Genomic DNA, 21,572 nt, shown 5'->3' with positions numbered 1-21,572 from the left:
TCATCCCCTTCATCCCCTTGTCCCTTTTCCCCCTTCCCCTTTCCCCTCATCTTCCCAACATCCCCTGATGCTCACACCTAAACCCTCGACTCTCCCAAGCTTGCATATCCACCTCAGCCAACCTTTTCACCTTTGAGCATTGCGGCTGCATAACTTGGCTGAAACCCGCCCATAACAAACTACGAGTGACATCTAATCCAGTTTTTTGCCAAGACTCACGATTACCAGGGATACCTTGCTCTTGAATAATATCTGGCTCTACCCAAATGCCATTTGCTCCCAAGAGAATTTGCGCCATCCATTGCGCCCTCGGTAAATGAGTAGTTGATGTAATTAGTTTTACCTTGTTTACTTTCCAGCGCCGCAGAATCGGAATCGCATAATAGAAATTTTCCCAGGTAGAATTTGCACAATCCTCTAACCAAACGTTTTGCAACTCCGTACCTTCTCGCTGGAATAATAGCCATATACATGGTTCTAGCGAACCGTGAGAAATCAAAATTGGAACATTAGGGTACCTTTTTGCCTCTCGAGCTACGTGTATTTCTCGTTGAATACTACCACCAAGGACAAAAAAGGCATCTACAGACTGTGAAGATGCAGAAACTAGGGTTATAGTGGTACAAATCAGCCAAATACCCAGGACAACGCATACACCACAAGCGACTTTTCGTATCAATCGCCACAGTTTCTTATCTTTTTTCTCGTGGGAAATTTGTGATTTGATGGAACCATTACGTTTCATGACGCAGTTACGAAAAGCTTGGTTAGCGGATGTTTAAAATACCTGCAACTAAGCTAGCAAGGTGCTATCTTATAAAAGTAATCAAGGGTGTATAGTTGATGCAGATTACAGTGTCATAACTCCCAGATGATATTCCGGAGAAAGCTAGCCAACGGAGAAATGATTATTAATAAAGTTAAGCTATATTTTTATCATTCTTTTAAGAAGAAATGATGAAGAAAGGATAGCTGAACTTTGAGTATAAAAACTTAAAAAATTCTGGAAATCCTGATTGCTAAACTGTCAACAACACAATTATTCCAGCTAAATATACATGAACCAATCTGCGAAACGTTACTCGCCGCTCCAAGTAGCCTTGATTGGTGGAGCGATCGCCACGACTGCCACTGTATCCGTATTTGGCCCTGCTTGGACACGCTGCGTTCGTGCTGCGCTCCAAGATAGCCCGAAAGCCTTAGTAGACCAAGTATGGCAATTGGTAAATCGTGAGTATGTTGATGGTAAATTTAATCAACAAGATTGGCAAGCTACAAGAGGGAGCCTTTTAAATAAAAACTATTCTTCTCGTGAAGAAGCATACGTTGCAATTCGTGAAGCTTTGCAAACCTTGGGAGATCCATACACTCGCTTTATGGACCCCAAACAATATGAAGCGCTAACCAGCCAAACCTCTGGGGAAGTCTCCGGGATTGGTATTCGCATGGAATTGAACGAAAAAACCAAGCGGCTGACTGTTGTAGAAGCTATAGAAAATTCCCCAGCGCTAAAAGCAGGTATTAAAGCCGGCGATGAAATTTTAGCTATTAATGGCAAACCCACTCAACAAATGAAAGTGGATGATGCTTCTAAGCTAATTCGTGGCAAAGCTGGTACTATTTTAACTTTGCGGTTGGGACGCGCCGGGCAAAGTGCTTTTGATTTAAAGCTAACCCGAGCGACTATTGAAGTACCAACAGTACGTTATACCGTTAAACAAGAAGGTAACCGTCGCGTTGGTTATATTCGGTTACGAGAATTTAGTTCCCACGCTGCGGATCAAATGCGGCGCGCTATCCGCGATTTAAATAGTAAGCAAGTTAATGCTTATGTTTTAGATTTGCGGGGTAATCCAGGCGGTTTATTGCAAGCCAGCATCGAAATTGCGCGGATGTGGCTGGATAACGGTGGAATTGTCCGCACAGTAGATCGTGTAGGTGGCACAGAAGATACTAAAGCTAATCGTACTGCAATCACAAATCTGCCCTTAGCTGTATTGGTAGACGGTAATTCAGCTAGTGCTAGCGAAATCCTTACAGGCGCACTTAAAGATAATAAGCGAGCCGTAGTAGTTGGTAGTCAAACCTTTGGTAAAGCTCTAGTACAGTCAGTGCATGAACTTACAGATGGTTCTGGTTTAGCAGTGACTATTGCCCACTATTACACTCCCAAGGGAACAGATATTAACCATAAAGGAATTACACCAGATATCAAGCTGGACTTGACAGAAGCACAGGAACGTCAACTAGCATCTAATCCGGATTTACTTGGTACACCAAGCGATCCACAGTATGCACGTGCAATTGCGGTTCTCTCAAATACTAACTTCGCTCAACCTCCAGCAAGCCAACCTTCTGGTGCGATGAGCAGCCGTGCTAACGACTTGAAATTTTAGTTTTCAATCTCAAGCTACTATTACTGATTTTAGAATTTTGGAATGGGAATACTAATTTAGGAATCTAATTAATCCCATCTCCAAAATTTTATTTTTATGAATAATTCATCAGTTGATACAACCACTGCCCACAGCTTTTGGCCTCAGGTGTCAGTGGTTGTTCCTATTTATAATGGTGAGACAGATTTACCAGATTTAATTTCTTGTTTATTAGCGCAAACATACCCTAAAGACCGGGTAGAGTATTTGTTGGTAGACAATAATAGCAGCGATCGCACTCTCACCTATTTAAATACAGCCGCAGAGCTTTCTCCCCTCACAATTCGCCCTTTAAGCGAAAATCAAATTCAAAGCTCCTATGCAGCTCGTAATACTGGTATTAGAGCCGCTACAGGCGAAATTATCGCCTTTACCGATGCTGATTGTCGCCCACAACCACAGTGGCTAGAATTACTCATTCAGCCTTTTAGCGACCAAAATATAGTGATTGTGGTCGGTGAAATTGCCGCATTGCCTGGTAAAAATATTTTAGAACAACACGCTGATCAGCAAGATACTCTATCACAAAAGCACACACTCACCCATCCCTTCTGTGCTTACGGACAAACCGCTAATTTAGCCATTCGCCGCATCGTCTTAGAAAAAGTCGGTTTATTTCGTCCTTATCTCACTACAGGCGGCGATGCAGATATTTGTTGGCGGATTCTCTTAGCCAAAATCGGTGATTTAAAATTTGCTCCAGGTGCGATAGTTAAGCATCGCCACCGCAGCACCTTCAAAGAGCTACAGAGCCAATGGCGACGCTACGGACGCTCCAATCGTTACTTACATGAATTGTACGGTGTCAAGTTAATGCCAGGGCTAAAACCCAAAGACTATATTCATCGCTTAATACGCTGGTTATTAAAAGAAATACCCAAAAATATTTTGCAGGCGATCGCAGGCAAAGGCACCCTTGTAGATTTTTTAAGTACCCCCATCGGTTTATTTACCGCCAAAGCGCGCTACTCCGGTCAAAGCGAAGCCAAATTACCAGAAAAAGCCCAAATCATCGAATGGTTATAGGTGTTTGTCATTGGTCATTGGTCATTTGTCATTTGGTAATGGGTAATTGGTAATTGGTAATTGGGTGTTTGTTATTTCCCCTTCTCGCCTCATCTTCCTTATCGTCCTCATCTCCCATTACCCATTACCCAATCCCCAATCCCCAATCCCTTATTTCCTCCCCCCTGTCCAATCTCTGCCAACTTTCGCTAAATTGGAAAAAGGTATAATCAAGGAAATTTTCAATGTCAGCACAATTGTTACTGGTAGATGATGAACCAGGATTGCGGGAAGCCGTAAAAGATTATTTACAAGAAAGCGGTTTCAGCGTTCAAGTTGCCAGTAACGCCCGTGAGGGATGGGAATTGATGCAACAAAATACACCGGACTTAGTGATTTCGGATATTATGATGCCGCAGGTGGACGGGTATCAGTTTTTAAAACAACTGCGAGAAGACCCCCGTTTTCAAGCACTGCCTGTAGTATTTTTAACTGCTAAGGGAATGACAGGCGATCGCATCCAAGGTTACCAAGCTGGTGTTGATGCTTACTTACCTAAGCCTTTCGATCCAGATGAGTTAATTGCCATTGTAGAAAATTTGCTTGCCCGGCGCATGGCTAAGACTCCAGCAACGGGAGAAGAAACGGAAACTCCTGATATTGCGGAACTAGCACATCAGATTGCTCAAATTAAGGCGTTATTAACCCAAAGAAACGCTATTTCTCAATCACCCGCACCTTTTAAAATCGATCTAACTCCCAGAGAACAAAGTGTTCTGAATTTGGTGGCTGAAGGGTTGATGAATAAAGAAATTGCCCGTCGTTTAGAGACTAGTGTGCGGAATGTGGAAAAGTATGTCAGCCGTTTATTTAGTAAAACTGGTACCAACAGCCGTACAGAGTTAGTTCGTTTTGCTTTAGAACATGGGCTTGCTAAATAAATGTCATGAATTGCAGATATTAGCCGTGAACAAAAAGGGCAAGATTTAACAGCCAATAATCAGTAATTAATCTCAGCTGTGCACCTTTTAATTACCATATAGGTGCATTTGCTCGCCTATAGTCATGTTTACTCTAATTCGTTGCTTTTCTTATCCTCCTAAGTCACACAGACGCGATTAATCACGCCTGTACAAAAGTCAAAAGAATTGTATTCCAGGCTTTGACACCATTTTGAATGGTCTGTTGATTTGTGCACCCTCTGTACTAGGCCTATTTGTTAAACCTAGATTTGCGAGCAAATTTAATTTATCCCTGATGATTTGAGTAAAATTGTCCTTCTAAACCAGTTTGAAGGGCGGAATGTAACTTCAAGCTGGCAAAATACTACTTTCAACTACTGCAATCGCTCAAAACATAAGTGATTAATTGAACAATTTTTTAAATGTTTAGAGTATATAACGCCAAAGATTGCTAGCTAATACTTCGCCAACTTGAAGTGACACCCTGATTAAACGTATTTCCCAGAACAGAGAATTTTTTAACAAATTTAACCCGCCCTGATTATTGAAGCAGAACTGCATTAGTAGGCACCCAAGTATTTTCCGTAGTGCAAAGGGTGAGGGCTACTGTAAGACTTTCTGAGGCTGTTAGAGAGTATGTTTAACTCCTAGCCGTGGGGTTAGATTACACAAGCCAACTCCATATATCTTGACAGCAGATGGATAAACTGAAAACAAATTCACCATTTGATGCTCAATTCCTAACTTCTCACTACTTAAATCATACAAATAATCATTGGCTATTATCGGCAAAATTACGTAAGCGCATCAGCTGACGACGCATTTGCGGCGAAGCTTTAAACTCAGAAACTTCTTGGGCTTTTACAGACGCGTGTAGGGTCTCTAAAAAGTCATCAGATCCTTCAGTTAAAGCATCTAGCAGCACTTGCAATAATTGTTCGCGATCGCTTAACAGGCTTTTTTCTTCAACTAATCGGAATTTTAGATGTATTTCGCATTCATAAACACCTACTTCAATATTATTTATTTGGCGTGGTAAGGCTTTAGAATTCATAGATTTGAGGATTCCTTTACTTAGTGGTCATGAAGTTTAGGAGTTAGATCTCCACCAAAATTCTTTATATTGTCTTTTGAATCCAAATAGTTTTGAATTAAGAATTATTCTTTATCCATCACATTTGTCTTCCATTTCACACTCCTGTGTCTTTTTCGATTCCGGCTTTGGCTACGTAGGTTGTAGTCCTCCTAGACCAGAGGTGGTTCAGGTAAGCCATAACTATTATTCAGTTTTTAAGATTCTATACAATAAAGTTTCTGTAAGAAGTTGTTCGAGCTTTTTAAAGGTTTTTACATCAACTTTATCTCAACGTCAACAACAGTTTGGGATTTTACTGAAATTTTGGTGATTTTACTTACGTGAAAACACTAAATTTTTGATTTTTTATGAAACCTCAAGACTGTTGTAGCATAACTACGTAAATTTACTAGAAGCAGGTTTTTTCCTGCTCAAAATTAGAAGAGGTTGAGTAGCAAAGTCATTCAAAGTTTATTTTTGTTCTGAATCAAAATTACAGGCAGAAAAACACAGTAATTACCGTCTTCTACTACAGAGTAGAAGCCACAAGGCTGATTAAGTCGGATTTTGAGCCATGTGCATCTAGTTGGTGAATTCCTACGAACCGTACTAGCCTAACTTCAACCTCGCTCAATCCTAATGAGTCTTAATAGCTTGACATTATTGCTGAAATATGGTTTGCATATTGCTGCCACAAAATTGTAGTTTGTAGAGAAATGAGAACTACATACCCCATCATTTTCTCTGGAGGAAATTTTGTCTGCCGTTCCTAGTTGAACAAACCTCCCTTGCCTATTTGTTAGCAGCTTCATAAATTAATGCACAAGCTTTTTGCTTCTAGCTTGTAAGTAGGGAACAGGGAACAGGGAACGGAGAACAGGTAAAAATTACTTACATGCTTGGTGGTGAAACTTGTTTCATTGGGACTGCCTACCTAATTAAGGCAATTCCTTTTTATTTCGGGCATTTTAAGCTAGGGCATAACGTCTACAATGATTTCAGTGTAATTAACCCAAATCTTACACCTTTTATGGACAACCCGATGCTGCTCAAGTCTACAACCCGGCATATTCGCATTTTTGCCGCAGAAATTGACCGGGATGGGGAACTGGTTCCCAGTAATCAAGTCTTAACGTTAGACGTAGACCCAGACAACGAATTCAACTGGAATGAAGATGCCCTACAAAAGATTTATCGAAAATTTGATGAATTAGTAGAAGCATCTAGTGGCGCAGACTTAACAGACTACAACTTACGCCGCGTTGGTTCAGACTTGGAGCATTATCTGCGATCGCTCTTGCAAAAAGGTGACATCAGCTACAATCTCCAAAGCCGCGTCAATAACTACAGTATGGGTCTTCCCCAAGTAGCAGTTGACGAGAAAAAGTAGAATTAACAGCTAAATTCTAGTGATTTAACTCGATAGTTTGCGGTTAAGGGAAAAGGGAAAGGTTTTTGTCCCTTACCCTTTTCCCTTTAACCTTTCCCCAACCTCCACCTCCACCTAACATTTTTGGGTTGGCAGACTCCTAGCTTGAGAGTGCGAGTGCTGAGAAGCCACTGCATTGGATGGGTTTCCCGGCAATCGCGCCAGTGGCGTTGCTGAGTAAAAATCCCTTGAGAGTTTTGTGCCTGGCGGTGAAATTTTTTTCATTGGGACTGCTTAAACAGCAATCAGATATTTTTTTAGTTGCAAGTTGCTGTAGGATTAGTAGCTGCAATTGACAAAATTTATTAATTTTTATAACACTCTGGAAAGAGAATATTCTTGTACTCTGAGTAAATATTTCATTCCCCTTTATTGAAAATAGGCATAAGTATTTTTTCTTTGTTCAGCCACAACTCCGACCACTGCAAGTAGTGGTAGCATTCAACTAGTAATTGATCAGTTAAATATTTTACAAATTTTAAACTTGGGTTATCTGCTGTATTTTAGCTATCTGGCATTCTTTAATTTACAGTTAACGGCTATGTAGTAACTTATAGACTAAAGAAATACCAGCATTATCAGCCTATTTTGATGTAATAATTCATTAACAAACAATATAGTAATGCTGGGGTTATGTTTTGGTGAAAAAGTTAGAGTAAGCTGTGCTGATACATGGAAAGTTTTAGAGCAATAGAAGCTATGATGAGGCTGTAGGGTTGACTCAGGAGTGAGTTCTTTGGATAAGTAGATCAATAAGTATTAGCACCTGCTGCTATCCGCCAGCTAAAATCATTGATCCAAAGTTGGATATGTCAGGTTCAAGAAACTTGAGCGGTCTAGTTACCGCTGCCAATGCTGTTGAAGGAATTGCCAATTGCTGATCGGTGAGTAAAACTATGGAAAATGATGCGGCAACACTCTACTGCCCTAATGAACTTTGTCAAGCTCCTAACCCAATAAGCCACAAGTTTTGCTTGCGATGCTCTACACCCCTACCCAAACGCTATCTCTGGGTTCAGGGAGATGGTCTCAGTTTTGCCGCCGGAGAATTTTTAGCTGATCGCTATTTAGTCATCGATAAATCCGTGGTTTTTGATACTCAACCAGGAATATCGCCACAAACACCAGAATTAGATAATTTGTCAGAACTCAGACCATATCTCAGGTTAATTCCCTATCGCTTAAACATACCGCAGGTATATGGCATCATCCCGCCAATAGATGAGCGTTCTCATGGCATCTTACTTTTAGAAAAACCACCCCTACTGACTGATGGCACGACTCAAGAAGTCAAACTTTGCCCCAATTTAATTACAGCATGGGGTGATGCCACATCTATGCGCCAACTCAACTGGCTGTGGCAAATTGCGAATTTGTGGCAACCTCTGTTAAGTGAAGAAGTAGCATCTAGCTTACTTGACCCATATTTAATTAGGGTAGAAGGCTCCTTAATCCGGTTGTTGGAATTACGTAATGATGACTCAGCAACGCCTAGCTTAATTCAATTAGGCGAATTTTGGCAGCAGTTACACAAGCAAGCAAAACCTGCGATCGCAGAATTAATTCATAAAATTAGTAGTTCTTTAATTAACGAAGAAATCAGATCGGCAGAACAATTAACAGCAGTTCTAGATTATGGATTGGCTCAACTAGGGCGATCGCAAAAGCAGACAATCAAAATTTATACTAAAACTGATACTGGCCCCAGCCGCCAACGCAATGAAGATGCTTGTTATCCCCCTCCTGACACCTTAGTAAGTAAACCGCCACAGCCGACAGCCTTAGCGATAGTCTGCGATGGGATTGGGGGACATGAAGGCGGTAATGTGGCATCAAATTTAGCGATTGAAACCATTCAACAGCAGGTAAACCAACTCACTAAAGTACCTTCTGACCATATAGACCCAGCCATGCTGCTCACAGACCTAGAATCGGCTGTAGCAGTGGTGAATGATAAAATCAGCCAGCGTAACGATAGCGAGAATCGCCAAGGGCGCAAACGTATGGGCACAACTTTGGTCATGGCATTGCCTATAGCCCATGAAATGTACATTACTCATGTTGGTGATAGTCGCGCCTACTGGATTACAAGCCAAGGCTGTTATCAAGTAACTTTAGATGATGATGTCGCCTCCCGCGAAGTCCGATTAGGCTACGCTGTGTATCGGGAAGCAATCGAACAGAGTGGTTCTGGTTCCCTGGTGCAGGCTTTGGGGATGAGTCCTAGTACTTCATTACATCCCACTTCCCAGAGGTTTATTTTGGATGAAGATGCAGTATTTCTCCTCACATCCGATGGCTTAAGTGATTTTGACCGCGTCGAAGATTACTGGGAAACAGAAATATTGCCGATACTGACAGGGCAAACCGATGTGGTAGAAGTGGCAGAAAAATTAGTAGAAATCGCGAATACGAAAAATGGACATGATAATGTCACTATTGCCTTGGTACATTATCAAGTCAAATATGTAGAACCACAGTCAAGCCTGACTCCCTTCATTCCCGAAAATGTGCCCACAAAAGCTGTGGAAACTACCAAAACAGCACAGACAACCAACTTAAGCAATTCCAATGCCAAAACGCAAGTAATTCCAGACAACCCACGCGCCAAAATTGCTCAATTACCTCTACAGTGGATTGTGCCGTTAATCTTGGTTGTGGCATCTGGTACCTTTGGCTACTTCTTAATGCGATTGCGATTACCCTTACCGACTCAGCCAGTTGCATCTAATCCCGATACCACTGTACAACCAACTCCAGAACCAACAGCAGTACGCAACGTGGAGAATCTGGCACAAGGTTGGGTAATTGAAACCAATCGTGAAATCGTCAATAGTAAACAAAAGTTTCCCAAAGGGACTTATTTTCAAGTTATTGATAAAAAACCCATCCCTAATTCTGCTAGTAAAGATTCTTTGGTGAATCTTCAAGAATGTCCTAATCCGGATACACCTACTCCTCCAAAAGACGCGGTTGCATCCCAGCCACCAAAGAAAACCTTACGCATTGAACTCTCCAAACTCCGGTCTAGCGCCATTGTCTTACAACCAGGCGAAACTAATCCCTGCGAAGACACAGCACCAGCCGCGCCAGTCAACCAACCGCCAGCAACTACGCCGCCAAAAGATGAGAATCCAACTTAGCCCCACACCCCATAAATTCATAAAAACTGAAATAATACAGGTAGGGGCTAGGGACTAGGGACTAGGGGTTAGGGAATAGGTATATAAGGGGAAAAGGAGAATAGGGAGAAATAACAAATACCCAATGCCTCATGCCCTACAATCTTTACGTTGAGAAATTGTTATTAATAATTCGTTTTTACCTTTTAGTTTAATGAATTCATTGCCATGCCTGAACCTGGCGATCGCGCGTTTAACTAACACCGGCACTGATAACTTTGCCATTTGGGTTGTAAAGGCTCCTTATCCTAGTGGCTATGTTTTGCATGACTGTATCTGGCCGGCTGAACTTTTTCAAGTTTGGCAAGAATGGCAGGAAATGTTTGCCGGTCATACTCCCTTAGATATTTCCTCACGTTCAGCACTGCCACAGATAGCTCCATTACCATTAAATTTAATTTCATCCCCTTCCGGACAAACGGCTGGCTACAGTAGTCGTCTGATGCAATATTTGGGGATTAGTTTGTGGCGCTGGTTATTTGATGGGCCCATTCTGGGTAGTTTAGAACGCAGCCGGGGTATGGCTATGGGACTGCATACACGCTTGCGCCTGCGTTTGGAAATTCGCGATCCAGATTTGATTGCTTTACCTTGGGAGATTATGCAACGCGAGCCTGGTCAATCGGCGATGTCGCTCTCTCAAGATATAGTATTTAGCCGGACAACCAGTGAAGTTGAATCACTGCCTTATTTGCGAACCGATCAAGCTTTGAATATTCTCTTAGTTTTAGGAGAAGACCAAGATTTAGATTTGGAAAAAGAAGCAGAAATTTTAACCCAAACCCTCACTAAAGCGGGGCCATTAGGTAGCAATTCTCAAGGCTATGCGCCATGCATGGTACATACCCTGCTGCAACCCACCCCCCAAGAGTTGATTGAGGAGTTGGAAACAAAAGCTTACAATGTCTTTTTCTATGCCGGACATGGTTTCCCCGATCCAGATGGCGGGTTACTGTTGTTGCGTCCGGGGATGAGGTTAAATGGCATAGAATTAGCCCAAGTATTGACCAAAAATGGCGTAAAATTAGCAGTTTTCAATGCTTGTTGGGGCGCACAACCTGCATCTGCAAATAATCAAGCTATACCTTCTAGTAGTTTGGCAGAAGTACTGATTCGTCATGGCGTACCAGCAGTGTTAGGAATGCGTGATGAAATAGCTGATCGAGAAAGCCACAGTTTTATTCAAGCTTTTACTGAAGCATTGCGATCGCGCAAGCCAATTGATGAGGCTGTAGCAGAAGCTAGACAGGAATTATTAACACTATATAAATTCAATCAACCTGCATGGACTTTACCAGTTCTCTATCAGCATCCAGATTTTTGTGGCGAACTGATTAAGAGTTTTGATGAGGGAATTACAGAGCTACCAGATACTACAATTCCGAGTATAATTGCCTCGGTACCCACAGCTTTTTTGCGATCGCTTTCACCAGGAGGTAAAACCTGGTTGTTACGTTCTGGAGTCACTCGCATTGGGCGCATCAAAGACAACGATATTATCATCCCAGAACCTTCAGTTTCTAAACGCCATGCGGAAATTATCTGCCGCAATACTTTGGCTGGTAGTACTCCGGTAAGAAGTTATTACTTGCAAGATTTATCCACCTACGGCACTACTTGGGTTTTTAGTGCTAACGGTTGGCAACAAATCCTCCGGGAGGAAGTCCTCTTGACATCGGGAATGCAGTTAAAGTTTGGTAGTTCTAGAGGTGAAATATGGGAGTTTCTCATTGAAGAGTCTTAATCAGTGAATGTGCCTAGTTACTCTCTGTTGCTGAACAAAAGCTTCATTAGTAATTAGTAATTTCTTTATATAAATGGCAAATTACCAATAACAAATGACAACCAGCATCAGTCTATTTGCAATTGCAATCTGTAACAGCCTAACAACATCCTGAAAAGATTTTTTCACTCTAGACAAATTTCAATTTATTTTTGCGGAAACGCGATCGCGACAGTTGTAGCTGTCAATACCGCTAAATAAACAATCGGGAGCGTCACATGATTAACAACATTAACAATTCAAATACTTTCAATTCTTCACCATCTCAAGTGGAATTAGATTTTCTAGCCACTTTACTAGAACCAGCAGATGCAACTTATCCTTGGAATCCTGCCGATCAAGAATCAGAAGCCTATTTTAACGAATTAGAACAACAGTTTCTCGGCGATGATTTATGGCAAGAAGATGAGCTTAACAAGCGATCGCAAGATTTTTACAGTCAACTTGATAATCTTTGGTCTACACATCATGTAGATTCAGCCTCAAAAAGCCATAATCTGAAACAGATTTTGATGGCTAGTTTGCAAGAAGCTTTTGTGGTAGTACCCCAAGGTTGGCTGAATACCATTGCCCAAAATGCTGCTGAGATGTTTTCCTCCCAACAGCCAATTGGCGAACAACTGGTGCGATGCGTTCAAGATATGTTACCAAGTTGGGGCGCTGATGATCTCTTAGTTTTAGCCCGTCCTTATGCTTATGCCATGCGTAGTGGCGAACCTCAATGCCCAAAAGCCATGATTACTAAGCTGGGTAATCGTGAGTGGACAAGTTTATCGGAAGTCGAGCAAGCAAAGGTTAGTTTAGCGATTTCTTACTATGCCCTGAACGAATTAAATAGCTTTCAGTCAGAATCCTAAATTTAGTAGTCTTATATCCCAATAATTGGGAGCCAGTTCAGACAACTCTTAGCTTTGCCCGCACTCGACAACACTTGTATTGCGGGTCTTATAATTATTTGCTTAGATTTTTTAAGCACAATTACCCAACATAATTAAAACTATAGGCTGATTACAAAAGCAGTGCTATCTACCAAAAGACAGAGAATATTAGTCAAGAGTCAAAAGAGATTGTTCATTTCTCCTCTGCTCCCTCTGCTTCTCTGCTCCTCTGCTTCCCTATTCCCCTGCACCTCGATTCCCCATTTTTTACTTAGGCCCCAGAAATCGGGTGGCAAAATTTTGCGATCGCGTTGGTGAAAGCGCTCGTGCTTTCAAAATTGCTGCCATCAAAAAGGCGTAAGATAACACCCCGACAATTACCAACAGCAAAGCATTAATCGACCCAGTAGCGTTCCACAACGCATGGAGTGCCGCAGCGCTCACATAACCAATGGGCAAAATTTGCCAAATCAGACGCGGCTTCAGAACAGCCAAGCCAATAAAATATCCTAAATAGCCACTATAAGCCATGTGTCCAGCGACAGACCCTAAAATGCGCGGAATTAGTAGCTGCAACCCTACTAATTGACCAGTTCCTACTCCCGCCTGTTGAGCCACATTTTGAGTAATCACAGGCACATATTGACCAAGGGTTTCTAACAGGGTGAAGCCCACAGCCGAAGCAGTACCCAAGAGAATCCCATCTAAAGGTTCCCAAATGCCGATGCGTTCTCGCCAAGGTGAGGGCAATAAAATACCGATAATTAATGCTGCTAATACAGGTATTGCTTTCAGTAATTCCTCCATTAACCCAGCGCCAAAGAACATTCGCACCAGTAATTCAGTGAAGGTAATCGAATCTTGGGCGGAGGGTAAACTACCAGGCAAAATTCCCCGAAAGACAAAAATAAATAAGTCCAAAAAGGGACTCTTCAAAATCAGCGCCGTACCCAACGCCACCGATAAAAGTACCCACCAAGGTTTCTGTTTGCCGCAAAGCTGGTAAACAAAGTAATAGGCAGCAAATGCTATATAACTCGCTACAATCACTTGGTTTGCTTGTGGCTGACCTACCGTAGCAAACATGAGTACGACAAACACAACTGTTAAAATTCCCGGTACTAGGTAAGCTTTACGAGTTAAATCTTTACCAGTAGAAATAATGGGGAACAGTTGCGTAAAACTGACCGAATCTGATTTTGATTGACCAGAGAAAGCACCAGCTGAGGGTAGGGGTGTCGCCGGCCTGGTCATAATTGTCGCTTGGGAGATATGCTCATGCTCAAACACAAACTGCGGGCCATCTGTACCCAGAGAAATGCGATCGCCTGAGTGTAATTCCTGACAACCTTGTAAACGTTGTCCGTTTAAATACGTGCCATTGGCACTATTCAAATCACAAATTAGCCAGCTGAACTTGTTATCTGGAGATGAAGAGAGGGGACGAACCACAGCATGACGACGAGATACCATCCGGTACATCATGGCATCCAAGACAATTTGGCAGCTAGGGTCGCGTCCAATTATCATCTCTTTACTAGGGAGCAGCGAGTAGCGGGATTCTGACCTTAATGGTGCTCCATTACCAGACACTAGCCGCAGAAATGCATTATGTCTTGCGTATTTGCCTGTCATCGAGTTAGAGTGCGTGTCTCAACTAATTATTAAAATACTTTGGCATGAGAATTTCAGCTTAACCGCATTACAGCAATCTCATTCGGATTTTGCACAAAAATTGTCTGTTGTATCAGGATTTTAACTTTTAGAAGTCTCATATACTATTTTGGGACTGCTGTCACTGCGGCATGGCTAAATACACTATAGCTTTACTCACTGCTCATAAATCTGATAATTGCCTTTGTGAAAATTAAAATTATTTGAGCGGGCGCTGGAAATCTGTGAATAATATATTCATTGTTACTGCCGTTGTAGTCGTATGCATTCAATTTACGTTGATTAATTAAATATTTAGTATTCTTTACCACATTAATTTAAATTTTAAGAATATCAAATTAGGTTCATATATAGCTTTTACAATTGCCTGCACCTTACCCAAAATAGCAACTGCCTTTTCTGCCATAAGTTTAGAGAAGACTTCGCTGCTTCACCACTTGGCCTCTACAGTGCTTGTAAGGTGCTAAAGCGCTAACTATATGGCTGATACAGGTTGACCATGCCAATTTTAGATGAAAAATCACTTTGGTTCATGGCCCAATACTTGTCGGTTAAGGGGAAAAGGGGAAGGGTAAAAGGGGCAAGAAAAAACCTTTAACCCTTACCCTTTCACCTTTTTCCCAAACCAAATTCCGAGTTGAAAATCCTTAACCGAGCAGTATTGGTTCATGGCCAGATGCCTGAAACGTGAAAAGCACTGACTTTACTAAAATTTACTGCCCATAACCGCGGCTTTTTCAAAAAGTAGGGTTTCTCACTCTCGCAGCAGTCAATTTTGACTGAAGAATTAGCGCATAACAGGGGGAAACCTTACAAAAGCTTATCCTCTCCTCAATGAGAAGGTTCGCCAAGGCTGACAATGAAAAAGCACATCATCTGAAAAAGATTGCCGCAGCATAGCCATCAAACTGCTGTAGGATGCGCGGAATAGGCTCCTCTGAATCACAAAAATTATCCAAATCAGCTTTCATGCTGGTGTGAAATTAAGAACCTTTACTGACAAATACAAAACCGCGTGTTTTACCTGAGGCTCTATCGTCGCTGTTCATCGCTTTCCATAAATCTGCCGTTTTTACCCAAACAGGCGGATATTTATAACGAGAAACATCCATAATTAAAAATCTATCTGTTTGTTGATTATATGCAGCTAAAGGAGAAATATGACCGCCTTTTTCCTGTCCAATTTCTTTGCGTAAATAGTTAACTATCACAAAATTTCCTGATTGTTTTAAATTCTCGGCTGCCATCTTCCGAAAATTTTCTAAACTGCTATCAGCCGCATGGTAAACTTCTACTTTCAAACCGTAACTTCCTAATAATCCTCCCAGTTGATCTAAAGTCATACCTTGGCGTGAGACTGCTTCAGGCGCAATCACAGCTTTAGTCTTTTCATTACTAAAGAAGTTATCTTGAGTAAACACGCGAAAAGGTTTATATTGTGGCGCTTCTGGTGCTGGAATCCCCATACTATTCAACACCATGACAATACTTGCAACACCACAATAGGCTTGGTTATTTTGGGTGACAAACTGACTGCTAAGAGGAAAAAAATCTTCTCGTGATTGGCTTTCAAGCAATAATTTTTTACCCTCATCAGAGCTAAAATTAATTAAATTATTAGGGAGAGCTAATGTTTGGGCTAATACGCTGCCTGCACTTAAACACAAACCAAGTGAGATTAAATTGAGAATTTTTGGTAAATTTAGCTTTGCTGAAAATTTCATAATTTATCTTAAAGAAAATTTCCAAGAGTAATCAGAAAGATAGTGCTTTAGCAATGCGTTGCTATAACTGTTAATAAAATAGTTTACAATCAAACTTAGCCAAGAATATGATACTTTCTTTAAAAGAAATAGCTTGAATTTAAAGAAAATTAGCAATTCAGCCTTGGAAAACATTGGTTTTTGCTAGTGCGATCGCTTCCGGGTAACGTACCTTTGCTAAGGCTTTTCGTGTGTTACGGCTTACGCCTAAGGTATGCTACATGGTACTCAGCTTTTTATTTATCGAAGCGCGATCGCCTAATATTTTAATTAACCAGCAGAATGCTATCCGCAGTAGGATACAGTTTGCACTGAAACGATGCAGGCTGTCATGAAATACTGATACTGCGGATGACTTATTAATAAACGCAGATGAAACAGCTTAAATCGCGTTCTCAAGATTTGCGGAGTTTGTTTGAGAACAACATCACTATTGAATATGTTGCAGAACCCCTCAAAGCCGTTTCGGCTGAAGCTGATGTCATTGAAGTTCTGCATTGGATGCAAGCAAAGGATTTTGATGTTGTGGGTGTGGAGTCAGGAGACAGTATCAGCGGTTATGTAGAACGCAGCAGCTTGATGAAAGCCAAAGCTGGTAAGTGTAGTGAGTATCAGCGAGTGTTTCATCCCAAAGAACTGATTGCGATTTCTACTCCACTGATGAAGCTGCTACCTATTCTCCAACAAACTCCCCGATTATTTGTGCTTGACTGCAATCAAGTAACGGGGATTGTGACTTGTGGCGATTTACAAAAAGCACCCGCACGAATGCTGCTATTTGGCTTAGTAACGCTGTTAGAGATGAATTTGTTGCGTTTAGTGCGGCTTTACTATCCTCAAGATTCTTGGCAAAAAGTTCTCAAACCAGAACGCTTACAAGTAGCACAACGTCTATGGCGAGAAAGTCAAGAGAGAAATGAAGCTACAGATTTGCTAGATTATCTGCAATTTTGTGATAAACGAGAATTAGTTTTAAATCAACCAGAACTGCTTCAGCAACTTGAACTAAAATCCAAGCGATCTGGAGAACGTTTTCTCAAATCCGCCGAACAGCTACGCAACCGATTAGCGCACGCGCAAAATTTAGTTAGCGGTTCCTCTTGGATAGAATTAATATCCCTAGCAGAGGCGATGGAAAGGCTATTAATTCGCTGTGAGGAAATCGAGTAATAATTTCTAATTCGTAATTCGTAATTCGTAATTCGTAATTAAAAATTATAATTAAATGATTATGGGTATAAGCTAATTAGTATTGAAGCTAAATTATGAAGGCGGGCTAGATGTCTGTACCACAAGGTTTGTTAATTTGAAGTGCCGATTAACATCGATAATAAATACTGGTTTCTTTCTTGGTGCACTTAGCAGTTAGGTTTTTAATATGAACATTTGGCAAGCTGATTTTTATCGGAGTCCACAGCAAGATACAACAGGACAAGTGCTTTGGGAGTTGTTAATTTGTGATGCGAATCGCAGCTTTGAGTATGTTGCTACCTGTCCCCAAAAAGAAGCAAATTCTAGTTGGCTGACAGCTCAAATTGAATTAGCATCTGGTGAAAAACTGCCAGATATAATCCAAGTATTTCGCCCTCAGTCTTTAAGTTTAATTGAAGCGGCTGGACGTAATTTAGGTATTAATGTCGAACCTACCCGCCGCACTTTCGCATTAAAACAATGGTTACAGGAAAAGCAATATTCCACAGCTATAGATAAAGCACCACCTGCACCTTTACCAGAAAACCTTTGGGGAGAACAATGGCGCTTTGCAACACTGAGTGCTGGTGATGTAGAAACTGCATTTAGCGATCGCCCAATTCCTATTCTCCATTTCCCAGAATTTCTTAAACCCTTAAATCTCGGCTTACCTTCCACAGCACCAGTTCCTGGTGTCGTGATTTATGGTGGAAGACAATCGATGCGTTTAGCAAGGTGGTTACACGAAGCACGCCCAGTATCTTTAAATTATATTGCGGGTGCGCCCGATGGTTTGGTATTAGAAGCAGGTTTAGCAGATAGATGGATTGTGGCTACCTTTGAAGATGCAGAAGTGGCTGCGGCGGCTAAGACTTATCAACAGCGTCAACAGCTAAGTCAAGGGCTACACTTTTTGTTAGTGCAACCAGATGATTCCGGGATGACTTACAGTGGCTTTTGGTTGTTGCAAGCAGAAGATTAATTGAATCAGTGATTACGCGTTGAAATTATAGACTTTGTGCTGAGGTTTTCAAGAGTCAAAATATGCTTGAAATCTTCATAAATTAGCAGTTGATACAATAACAAATTCGGAAGTGCGATCGCTTTTCTGTTGTGGATAAAAATGCGATCGCCTGGGTTACCTTAGTACTTTGATTCAAATGTAAATTCATTACATTCTTTAGAGAAATTCAAGTTGATTTTTCATATCTTCAGGCTGAAGAACTTCCCAAATTAAAATCAAACTTGTCAATATTTCTCCAATGGCTCGACGGTTTTGTGAACAGTAAGTTATTCCTGAGTGGCTCATGCCGCTTTGATGAAGCACTACAAAGTCATCATCATGGGTAAAAATTACCCGATTCTGAGAACTTGCAAAAGCAATTTGTTCTACATCTGATGCAGCTATTAATCCTGTTTCTGGTGTAGTCGTCACATCAATACCACGACGACGCAAAGCTTCTGCTATAGCATTACTTACACTCTCGTCTAAATGGAAGCGAATTTTATCTGTCATTTCGATTCTTTAGTTTCTGTTGCAGAATCGAAGGGGTGTTAGCCTCTACTTCTTTAATAAAAGCTTCTCCTTGTGCGATTTCTTGTCTAATCTCATCCAAATTATCGTGGTAATAAGCTAAAGCTGCATAGACATCAGCTAAAGTAATACTAGGATAATGATAAACAATCTCATCAGGAGAAAGCCCCATCTTTTCGTGCAAAATCACAATATCTTGTACTCTAATTCGGTGTCCAGCAATACGCGGTTTACCACCACACACACCAGGATTAATTTCAATATGTTCTGAGATTACGGATATCTTAGGCATCGTATTTATAACTCCAAAAAATTAAATGCTTTTTTGTCTTTCAGCTTTCTGTGACAAAATCCACCTTGCTACCTATATTTAAATTGAGTAATCCCTAATTTATTTGCGGATATTCACTTGTCCTTTTGTCGTGATGGTTGCACTCTTCATTACTTTTATTCCTGACTATATTGTAATTAAAAAAGCGATGCCTAATGCGATCGCTTTTATTAAATATGCTATTCCAGCTAACTAATTTAAAAACTTCTCCACGCACCTAATAAAGATTTCCACACCCATTGGTAAGGCAGTTTCATCAAAATCAAACCGGGGATGATGATGAGGATAGGCTAAATCTTTATCAGGATTAGCAGAACCTAGAAAGAAATAGCAACCTGGAACTTCTTGCAAGAAAAATGACATATCTTCACCACCCATAGTTTGGCATTCTGGCACAATTCCTACAGGAGTTTCTATCACTTCTGCTGCTACCGATCGCACTAATTCTGCCATACCAGCATCATTAATGACTGGGGGATAAAGGGAGATATATTCTAAGTCGTAACTTGCACCATGACTTTGACATACACCCGCAATAATTTGCTCGATTCGCTGGTGAAAATATCCTTGAAAAGCCGGGTTAAAATAGCGGACTGTGCCTTTCATATTAGCTGTGTCAGCAATGACATTGTGTGCTGTACCAGCATGAAGCGCGCCTACAGTCACAACTGCGGAATCAATAGGATTCACATTCCGCGCCACAATAGTTTGCAAGGCGTTGACAATTTGAGCAGCGACGACAATAGAATCTACAGTTTGATGCGGTATCGCCCCATGTCCACCTTTGCCTAAAATTGTACATTGGAATAATTCTACAGCCGCCATTAACGCCCCAGCCCGGACACCGACTGTCCCCAAGGGTAAGTTATTCCACAGATGTAACCCAATAATGGCATCGACATCAGGGTTTTTTAGTACCCCGGCTTCCACCATAGGTTTTGCACCCCCAGGCCCTTCTTCTGCTGGCTGAAAGATAATTTTGACAGTACCAGCAAAATCATCGCGATGCTGCTGAAGATAGTAAGCTGTACCCAGTGCGATCGCAGTATGTCCATCATGTCCACAAGCGTGCATTACGCCATCATGTTGCGAACAATAAGGTACTTGATTCAGTTCTTGAATTGGCAAAGCATCCATATCAGCGCGAATTGCCAAAACTTTACCACTGCTAAGTTTGTTACCTTTGATGATGGCAACAATACCAGTTTGAGCAATACCAGTTTGATGTTCAATTCCCCACTCTTGTAACTTCTGGGAGATAAACTCAGATGTGAGTTTTTCTTGAAAACCTAACTCTGGCTTTTGATGTAGCCGCCGTCGCCATTCTACAAGTTGATTTTGTAATGCACGGATCGAAAGCCGAACATGAGATAAGTCAACAGCACCAGGATTGGGGAAGGTAGAAACCATGATACCTATTACGCTTTTAAATTACACAATCACTCATGAGGTTCGTTGATTGCTGACTGTTAACAGTTAACCGTCAGCAGTCAACAATGCAAGTTAGAGTTACGACAGCTGATGAGTATTTTTCCAGTGTATCGTTATCAAAGATTTAGTGTTTCTAAATTTAAATTTGAGGCTACTTGAGCTAGTTTATCTAAATCGGTGAGGTTTTCTAGATAAGGTAAGCAGCCTAAAACTGGGATATTGGTGAGAGTTTGAATCATCTCTGGTGGCGTTAAGTCGGCTATCTCAGCATCAGAACGGGGTTGTACGCAATTGAGCACAATCCCTTTAAGATTGATTTTTGCTTGTCTAGCTAATGCCACATTAGCCACTGCTTGCGCGATCGCACCTAACCTGACTGGAACTACCAGAACAGTGGGTAAATGCCAATCTCCGGCTAAATCTGCCACTGTCAATTCATCTGTAATCGGTGAGCCTAAACCCCCCAAAGATTCTACCAACACAAAATCCCGACGCGATCGCTCTTTAGAGAAAGCTTGCCAAACTACAGCTAAATCTACTTGACGATTTTCCTTAGCGGCGGCGATGGGAGGCGCTAAAGGTGCTTGAAAGTACAACGGTGTAATTTCTTCCGCCGTTTGCTTAAGGGAAAACAGCCTTTGATACCATTCGCGATCGCCTTCTCCCGATTGAATTGGTTTCATTAGTCCCCAATTGCGTTGAGGAAAATATTTTTGCAAATAAGCCGCTAATGCTGTTGTTAAAACTGTTTTGCCAGCCTCAGTATCGGTTCCAGTAATTAGTAGTGCGTTGATATTTGACATTTACCTTTTTGTATTATTTACTGCAAATTTCATCTAAATACAGCAGTCACACAATTATCATTACAACCTCACCATAATTGAGAATTTCTTATTACC

The 21,572-nt window shown here is 41.3% G+C and carries 18 protein-coding genes; 10 read left to right on the top strand and 8 right to left on the bottom strand.

Going from position 1 to position 21,572, the window contains the following annotated elements:
- Nucleotides 1-46: 46 nt before the first annotated feature.
- Nucleotides 47-745 (bottom strand): YdcF family protein, encoded by a 699-nt coding sequence (locus HGR01_RS04460; protein WP_194007699.1) that lies wholly within the window; start codon nucleotides 743-745, stop codon nucleotides 47-49.
- 313 nt (nucleotides 746-1,058) lie between these two features.
- On the opposite strand from HGR01_RS04460, the gene ctpB reads away from it, so the two are divergent.
- From ctpB to HGR01_RS04445, 3 genes are all read left to right on the top strand, one after another.
- The gene (ctpB, locus tag HGR01_RS04455) at nucleotides 1,059-2,396 is read left to right on the top strand and encodes a carboxyl-terminal processing protease CtpB (RefSeq protein ID WP_045872606.1); all 1,338 of its coding nucleotides are present in this window, start codon (nucleotides 1,059-1,061) and stop codon (nucleotides 2,394-2,396) included.
- A 96-nt stretch (nucleotides 2,397-2,492) separates the two neighbouring features.
- Nucleotides 2,493-3,461: a glycosyltransferase gene (locus tag HGR01_RS04450; protein ID WP_045872607.1), complete on the top strand. Its 969-nt coding sequence runs from the start codon at nucleotides 2,493-2,495 to the stop codon at nucleotides 3,459-3,461.
- Between the two features lie 224 nt (nucleotides 3,462-3,685).
- Nucleotides 3,686-4,381 (top strand): response regulator transcription factor, encoded by a 696-nt coding sequence (locus tag HGR01_RS04445; RefSeq protein ID WP_045872608.1) that lies wholly within the window; start codon nucleotides 3,686-3,688, stop codon nucleotides 4,379-4,381.
- 793 nt (nucleotides 4,382-5,174) lie between these two features.
- On the opposite strand, the gene HGR01_RS04440 is transcribed toward HGR01_RS04445, so the two are convergent.
- Nucleotides 5,175-5,456, bottom strand: coding sequence for an Npun_R1517 family heterocyst differentiation transcriptional regulator (locus HGR01_RS04440; RefSeq protein ID WP_045872609.1), 282 nt, complete (start codon nucleotides 5,454-5,456; stop codon nucleotides 5,175-5,177).
- A gap of 1,051 nt (nucleotides 5,457-6,507) precedes the next feature.
- Here HGR01_RS04440 and HGR01_RS04435 point away from each other — a divergent pair.
- The 4 genes from HGR01_RS04435 (at nucleotide 6,508) to HGR01_RS04420 (ending at nucleotide 12,728) form a co-directional block, all read left to right on the top strand.
- Nucleotides 6,508-6,867 carry an NAD(P)H-quinone oxidoreductase subunit M gene (locus HGR01_RS04435; RefSeq protein WP_045872733.1) on the top strand — a complete coding sequence of 120 codons (360 nt, stop codon included), beginning with the start codon at nucleotides 6,508-6,510 and terminating at the stop codon, nucleotides 6,865-6,867.
- A gap of 935 nt (nucleotides 6,868-7,802) precedes the next feature.
- Nucleotides 7,803-10,049: a PP2C family serine/threonine-protein phosphatase gene (locus HGR01_RS04430; RefSeq protein WP_045872610.1), complete on the top strand. Its 2,247-nt coding sequence runs from the start codon at nucleotides 7,803-7,805 to the stop codon at nucleotides 10,047-10,049.
- Between the two features lie 202 nt (nucleotides 10,050-10,251).
- Nucleotides 10,252-11,832, top strand: coding sequence for a CHAT domain-containing protein (locus HGR01_RS04425; protein ID WP_045872611.1), 1,581 nt, complete (start codon nucleotides 10,252-10,254; stop codon nucleotides 11,830-11,832).
- Between the two features lie 257 nt (nucleotides 11,833-12,089).
- A complete protein-coding gene (locus HGR01_RS04420; protein ID WP_045872612.1) occupies nucleotides 12,090-12,728 on the top strand; it encodes a hypothetical protein in 639 nt (212 codons plus the stop codon).
- Between the two features lie 288 nt (nucleotides 12,729-13,016).
- Here HGR01_RS04420 and HGR01_RS04415 read toward each other — a convergent pair whose 3' ends face one another.
- Both HGR01_RS04415 and HGR01_RS04410 read right to left on the bottom strand, forming a co-directional pair.
- Nucleotides 13,017-14,384 (bottom strand): PrsW family glutamic-type intramembrane protease, encoded by a 1,368-nt coding sequence (locus tag HGR01_RS04415; RefSeq protein ID WP_045872613.1) that lies wholly within the window; start codon nucleotides 14,382-14,384, stop codon nucleotides 13,017-13,019.
- Nucleotides 14,385-15,406: 1,022 nt separating this feature from the next.
- Nucleotides 15,407-16,147 carry a phytochelatin synthase family protein gene (locus HGR01_RS04410; protein ID WP_045872614.1) on the bottom strand — a complete coding sequence of 247 codons (741 nt, stop codon included), beginning with the start codon at nucleotides 16,145-16,147 and terminating at the stop codon, nucleotides 15,407-15,409.
- Nucleotides 16,148-16,558: 411 nt separating this feature from the next.
- Between HGR01_RS04410 and HGR01_RS04405 the strand changes: the two genes are divergently transcribed.
- Together HGR01_RS04405 and HGR01_RS04400 are read left to right on the top strand one after the other, a co-directional pair.
- Nucleotides 16,559-17,356, top strand: a complete 798-nt coding sequence (locus HGR01_RS04405) for a hypothetical protein (protein WP_045872615.1) — start codon at nucleotides 16,559-16,561, stop codon at nucleotides 17,354-17,356.
- A gap of 208 nt (nucleotides 17,357-17,564) precedes the next feature.
- Entirely contained in the window at nucleotides 17,565-18,359 is a 795-nt protein-coding gene (locus HGR01_RS04400; protein WP_045872616.1) for a Tab2/Atab2 family RNA-binding protein, read from the top strand.
- Between the two features lie 198 nt (nucleotides 18,360-18,557).
- Here the strand turns inward: HGR01_RS04400 and HGR01_RS04395 are convergent, their stop codons facing one another.
- Entirely contained in the window at nucleotides 18,558-18,893 is a 336-nt protein-coding gene (locus HGR01_RS04395) for a DUF5615 family PIN-like protein (RefSeq protein ID WP_045872617.1), read from the bottom strand.
- Entirely contained in the window at nucleotides 18,883-19,203 is a 321-nt protein-coding gene (locus tag HGR01_RS04390) for a DUF433 domain-containing protein (protein ID WP_045872618.1), read from the bottom strand. Before HGR01_RS04390 ends, HGR01_RS04395 begins: the two co-directional genes overlap by 11 nt.
- Nucleotides 19,204-19,306: 103 nt before the next feature.
- Between HGR01_RS04390 and HGR01_RS04385 the strand changes: the two genes are divergently transcribed.
- Complete coding sequence (locus HGR01_RS04385) at nucleotides 19,307-19,438, top strand: hypothetical protein (RefSeq protein ID WP_255325287.1); 132 nt, start codon at nucleotides 19,307-19,309, stop codon at nucleotides 19,436-19,438.
- Here HGR01_RS04385 and HGR01_RS04380 read toward each other — a convergent pair.
- Both HGR01_RS04380 and bioD read right to left on the bottom strand, forming a co-directional pair.
- Nucleotides 19,435-20,652 carry a M20 family metallopeptidase gene (locus tag HGR01_RS04380; protein ID WP_045872619.1) on the bottom strand — a complete coding sequence of 406 codons (1,218 nt, stop codon included), beginning with the start codon at nucleotides 20,650-20,652 and terminating at the stop codon, nucleotides 19,435-19,437. The two genes, HGR01_RS04385 and HGR01_RS04380, sit on opposite strands and share 4 nt — an antisense overlap.
- 137 nt (nucleotides 20,653-20,789) lie before the next feature.
- Nucleotides 20,790-21,467, bottom strand: coding sequence for a dethiobiotin synthase (gene bioD / locus HGR01_RS04375; protein ID WP_045872734.1), 678 nt, complete (start codon nucleotides 21,465-21,467; stop codon nucleotides 20,790-20,792).
- Between the last annotated feature and the right edge of the window lie 105 nt (nucleotides 21,468-21,572).

It is taken from the genome of Tolypothrix sp. PCC 7712, assembly GCF_025860405.1.
In the GTDB taxonomy this organism is placed as follows: Bacteria; Cyanobacteriota; Cyanobacteriia; order Cyanobacteriales; family Nostocaceae; genus Aulosira; species Aulosira diplosiphon.
This window is presented reverse-complemented; position numbering and strand designations above follow the sequence as displayed.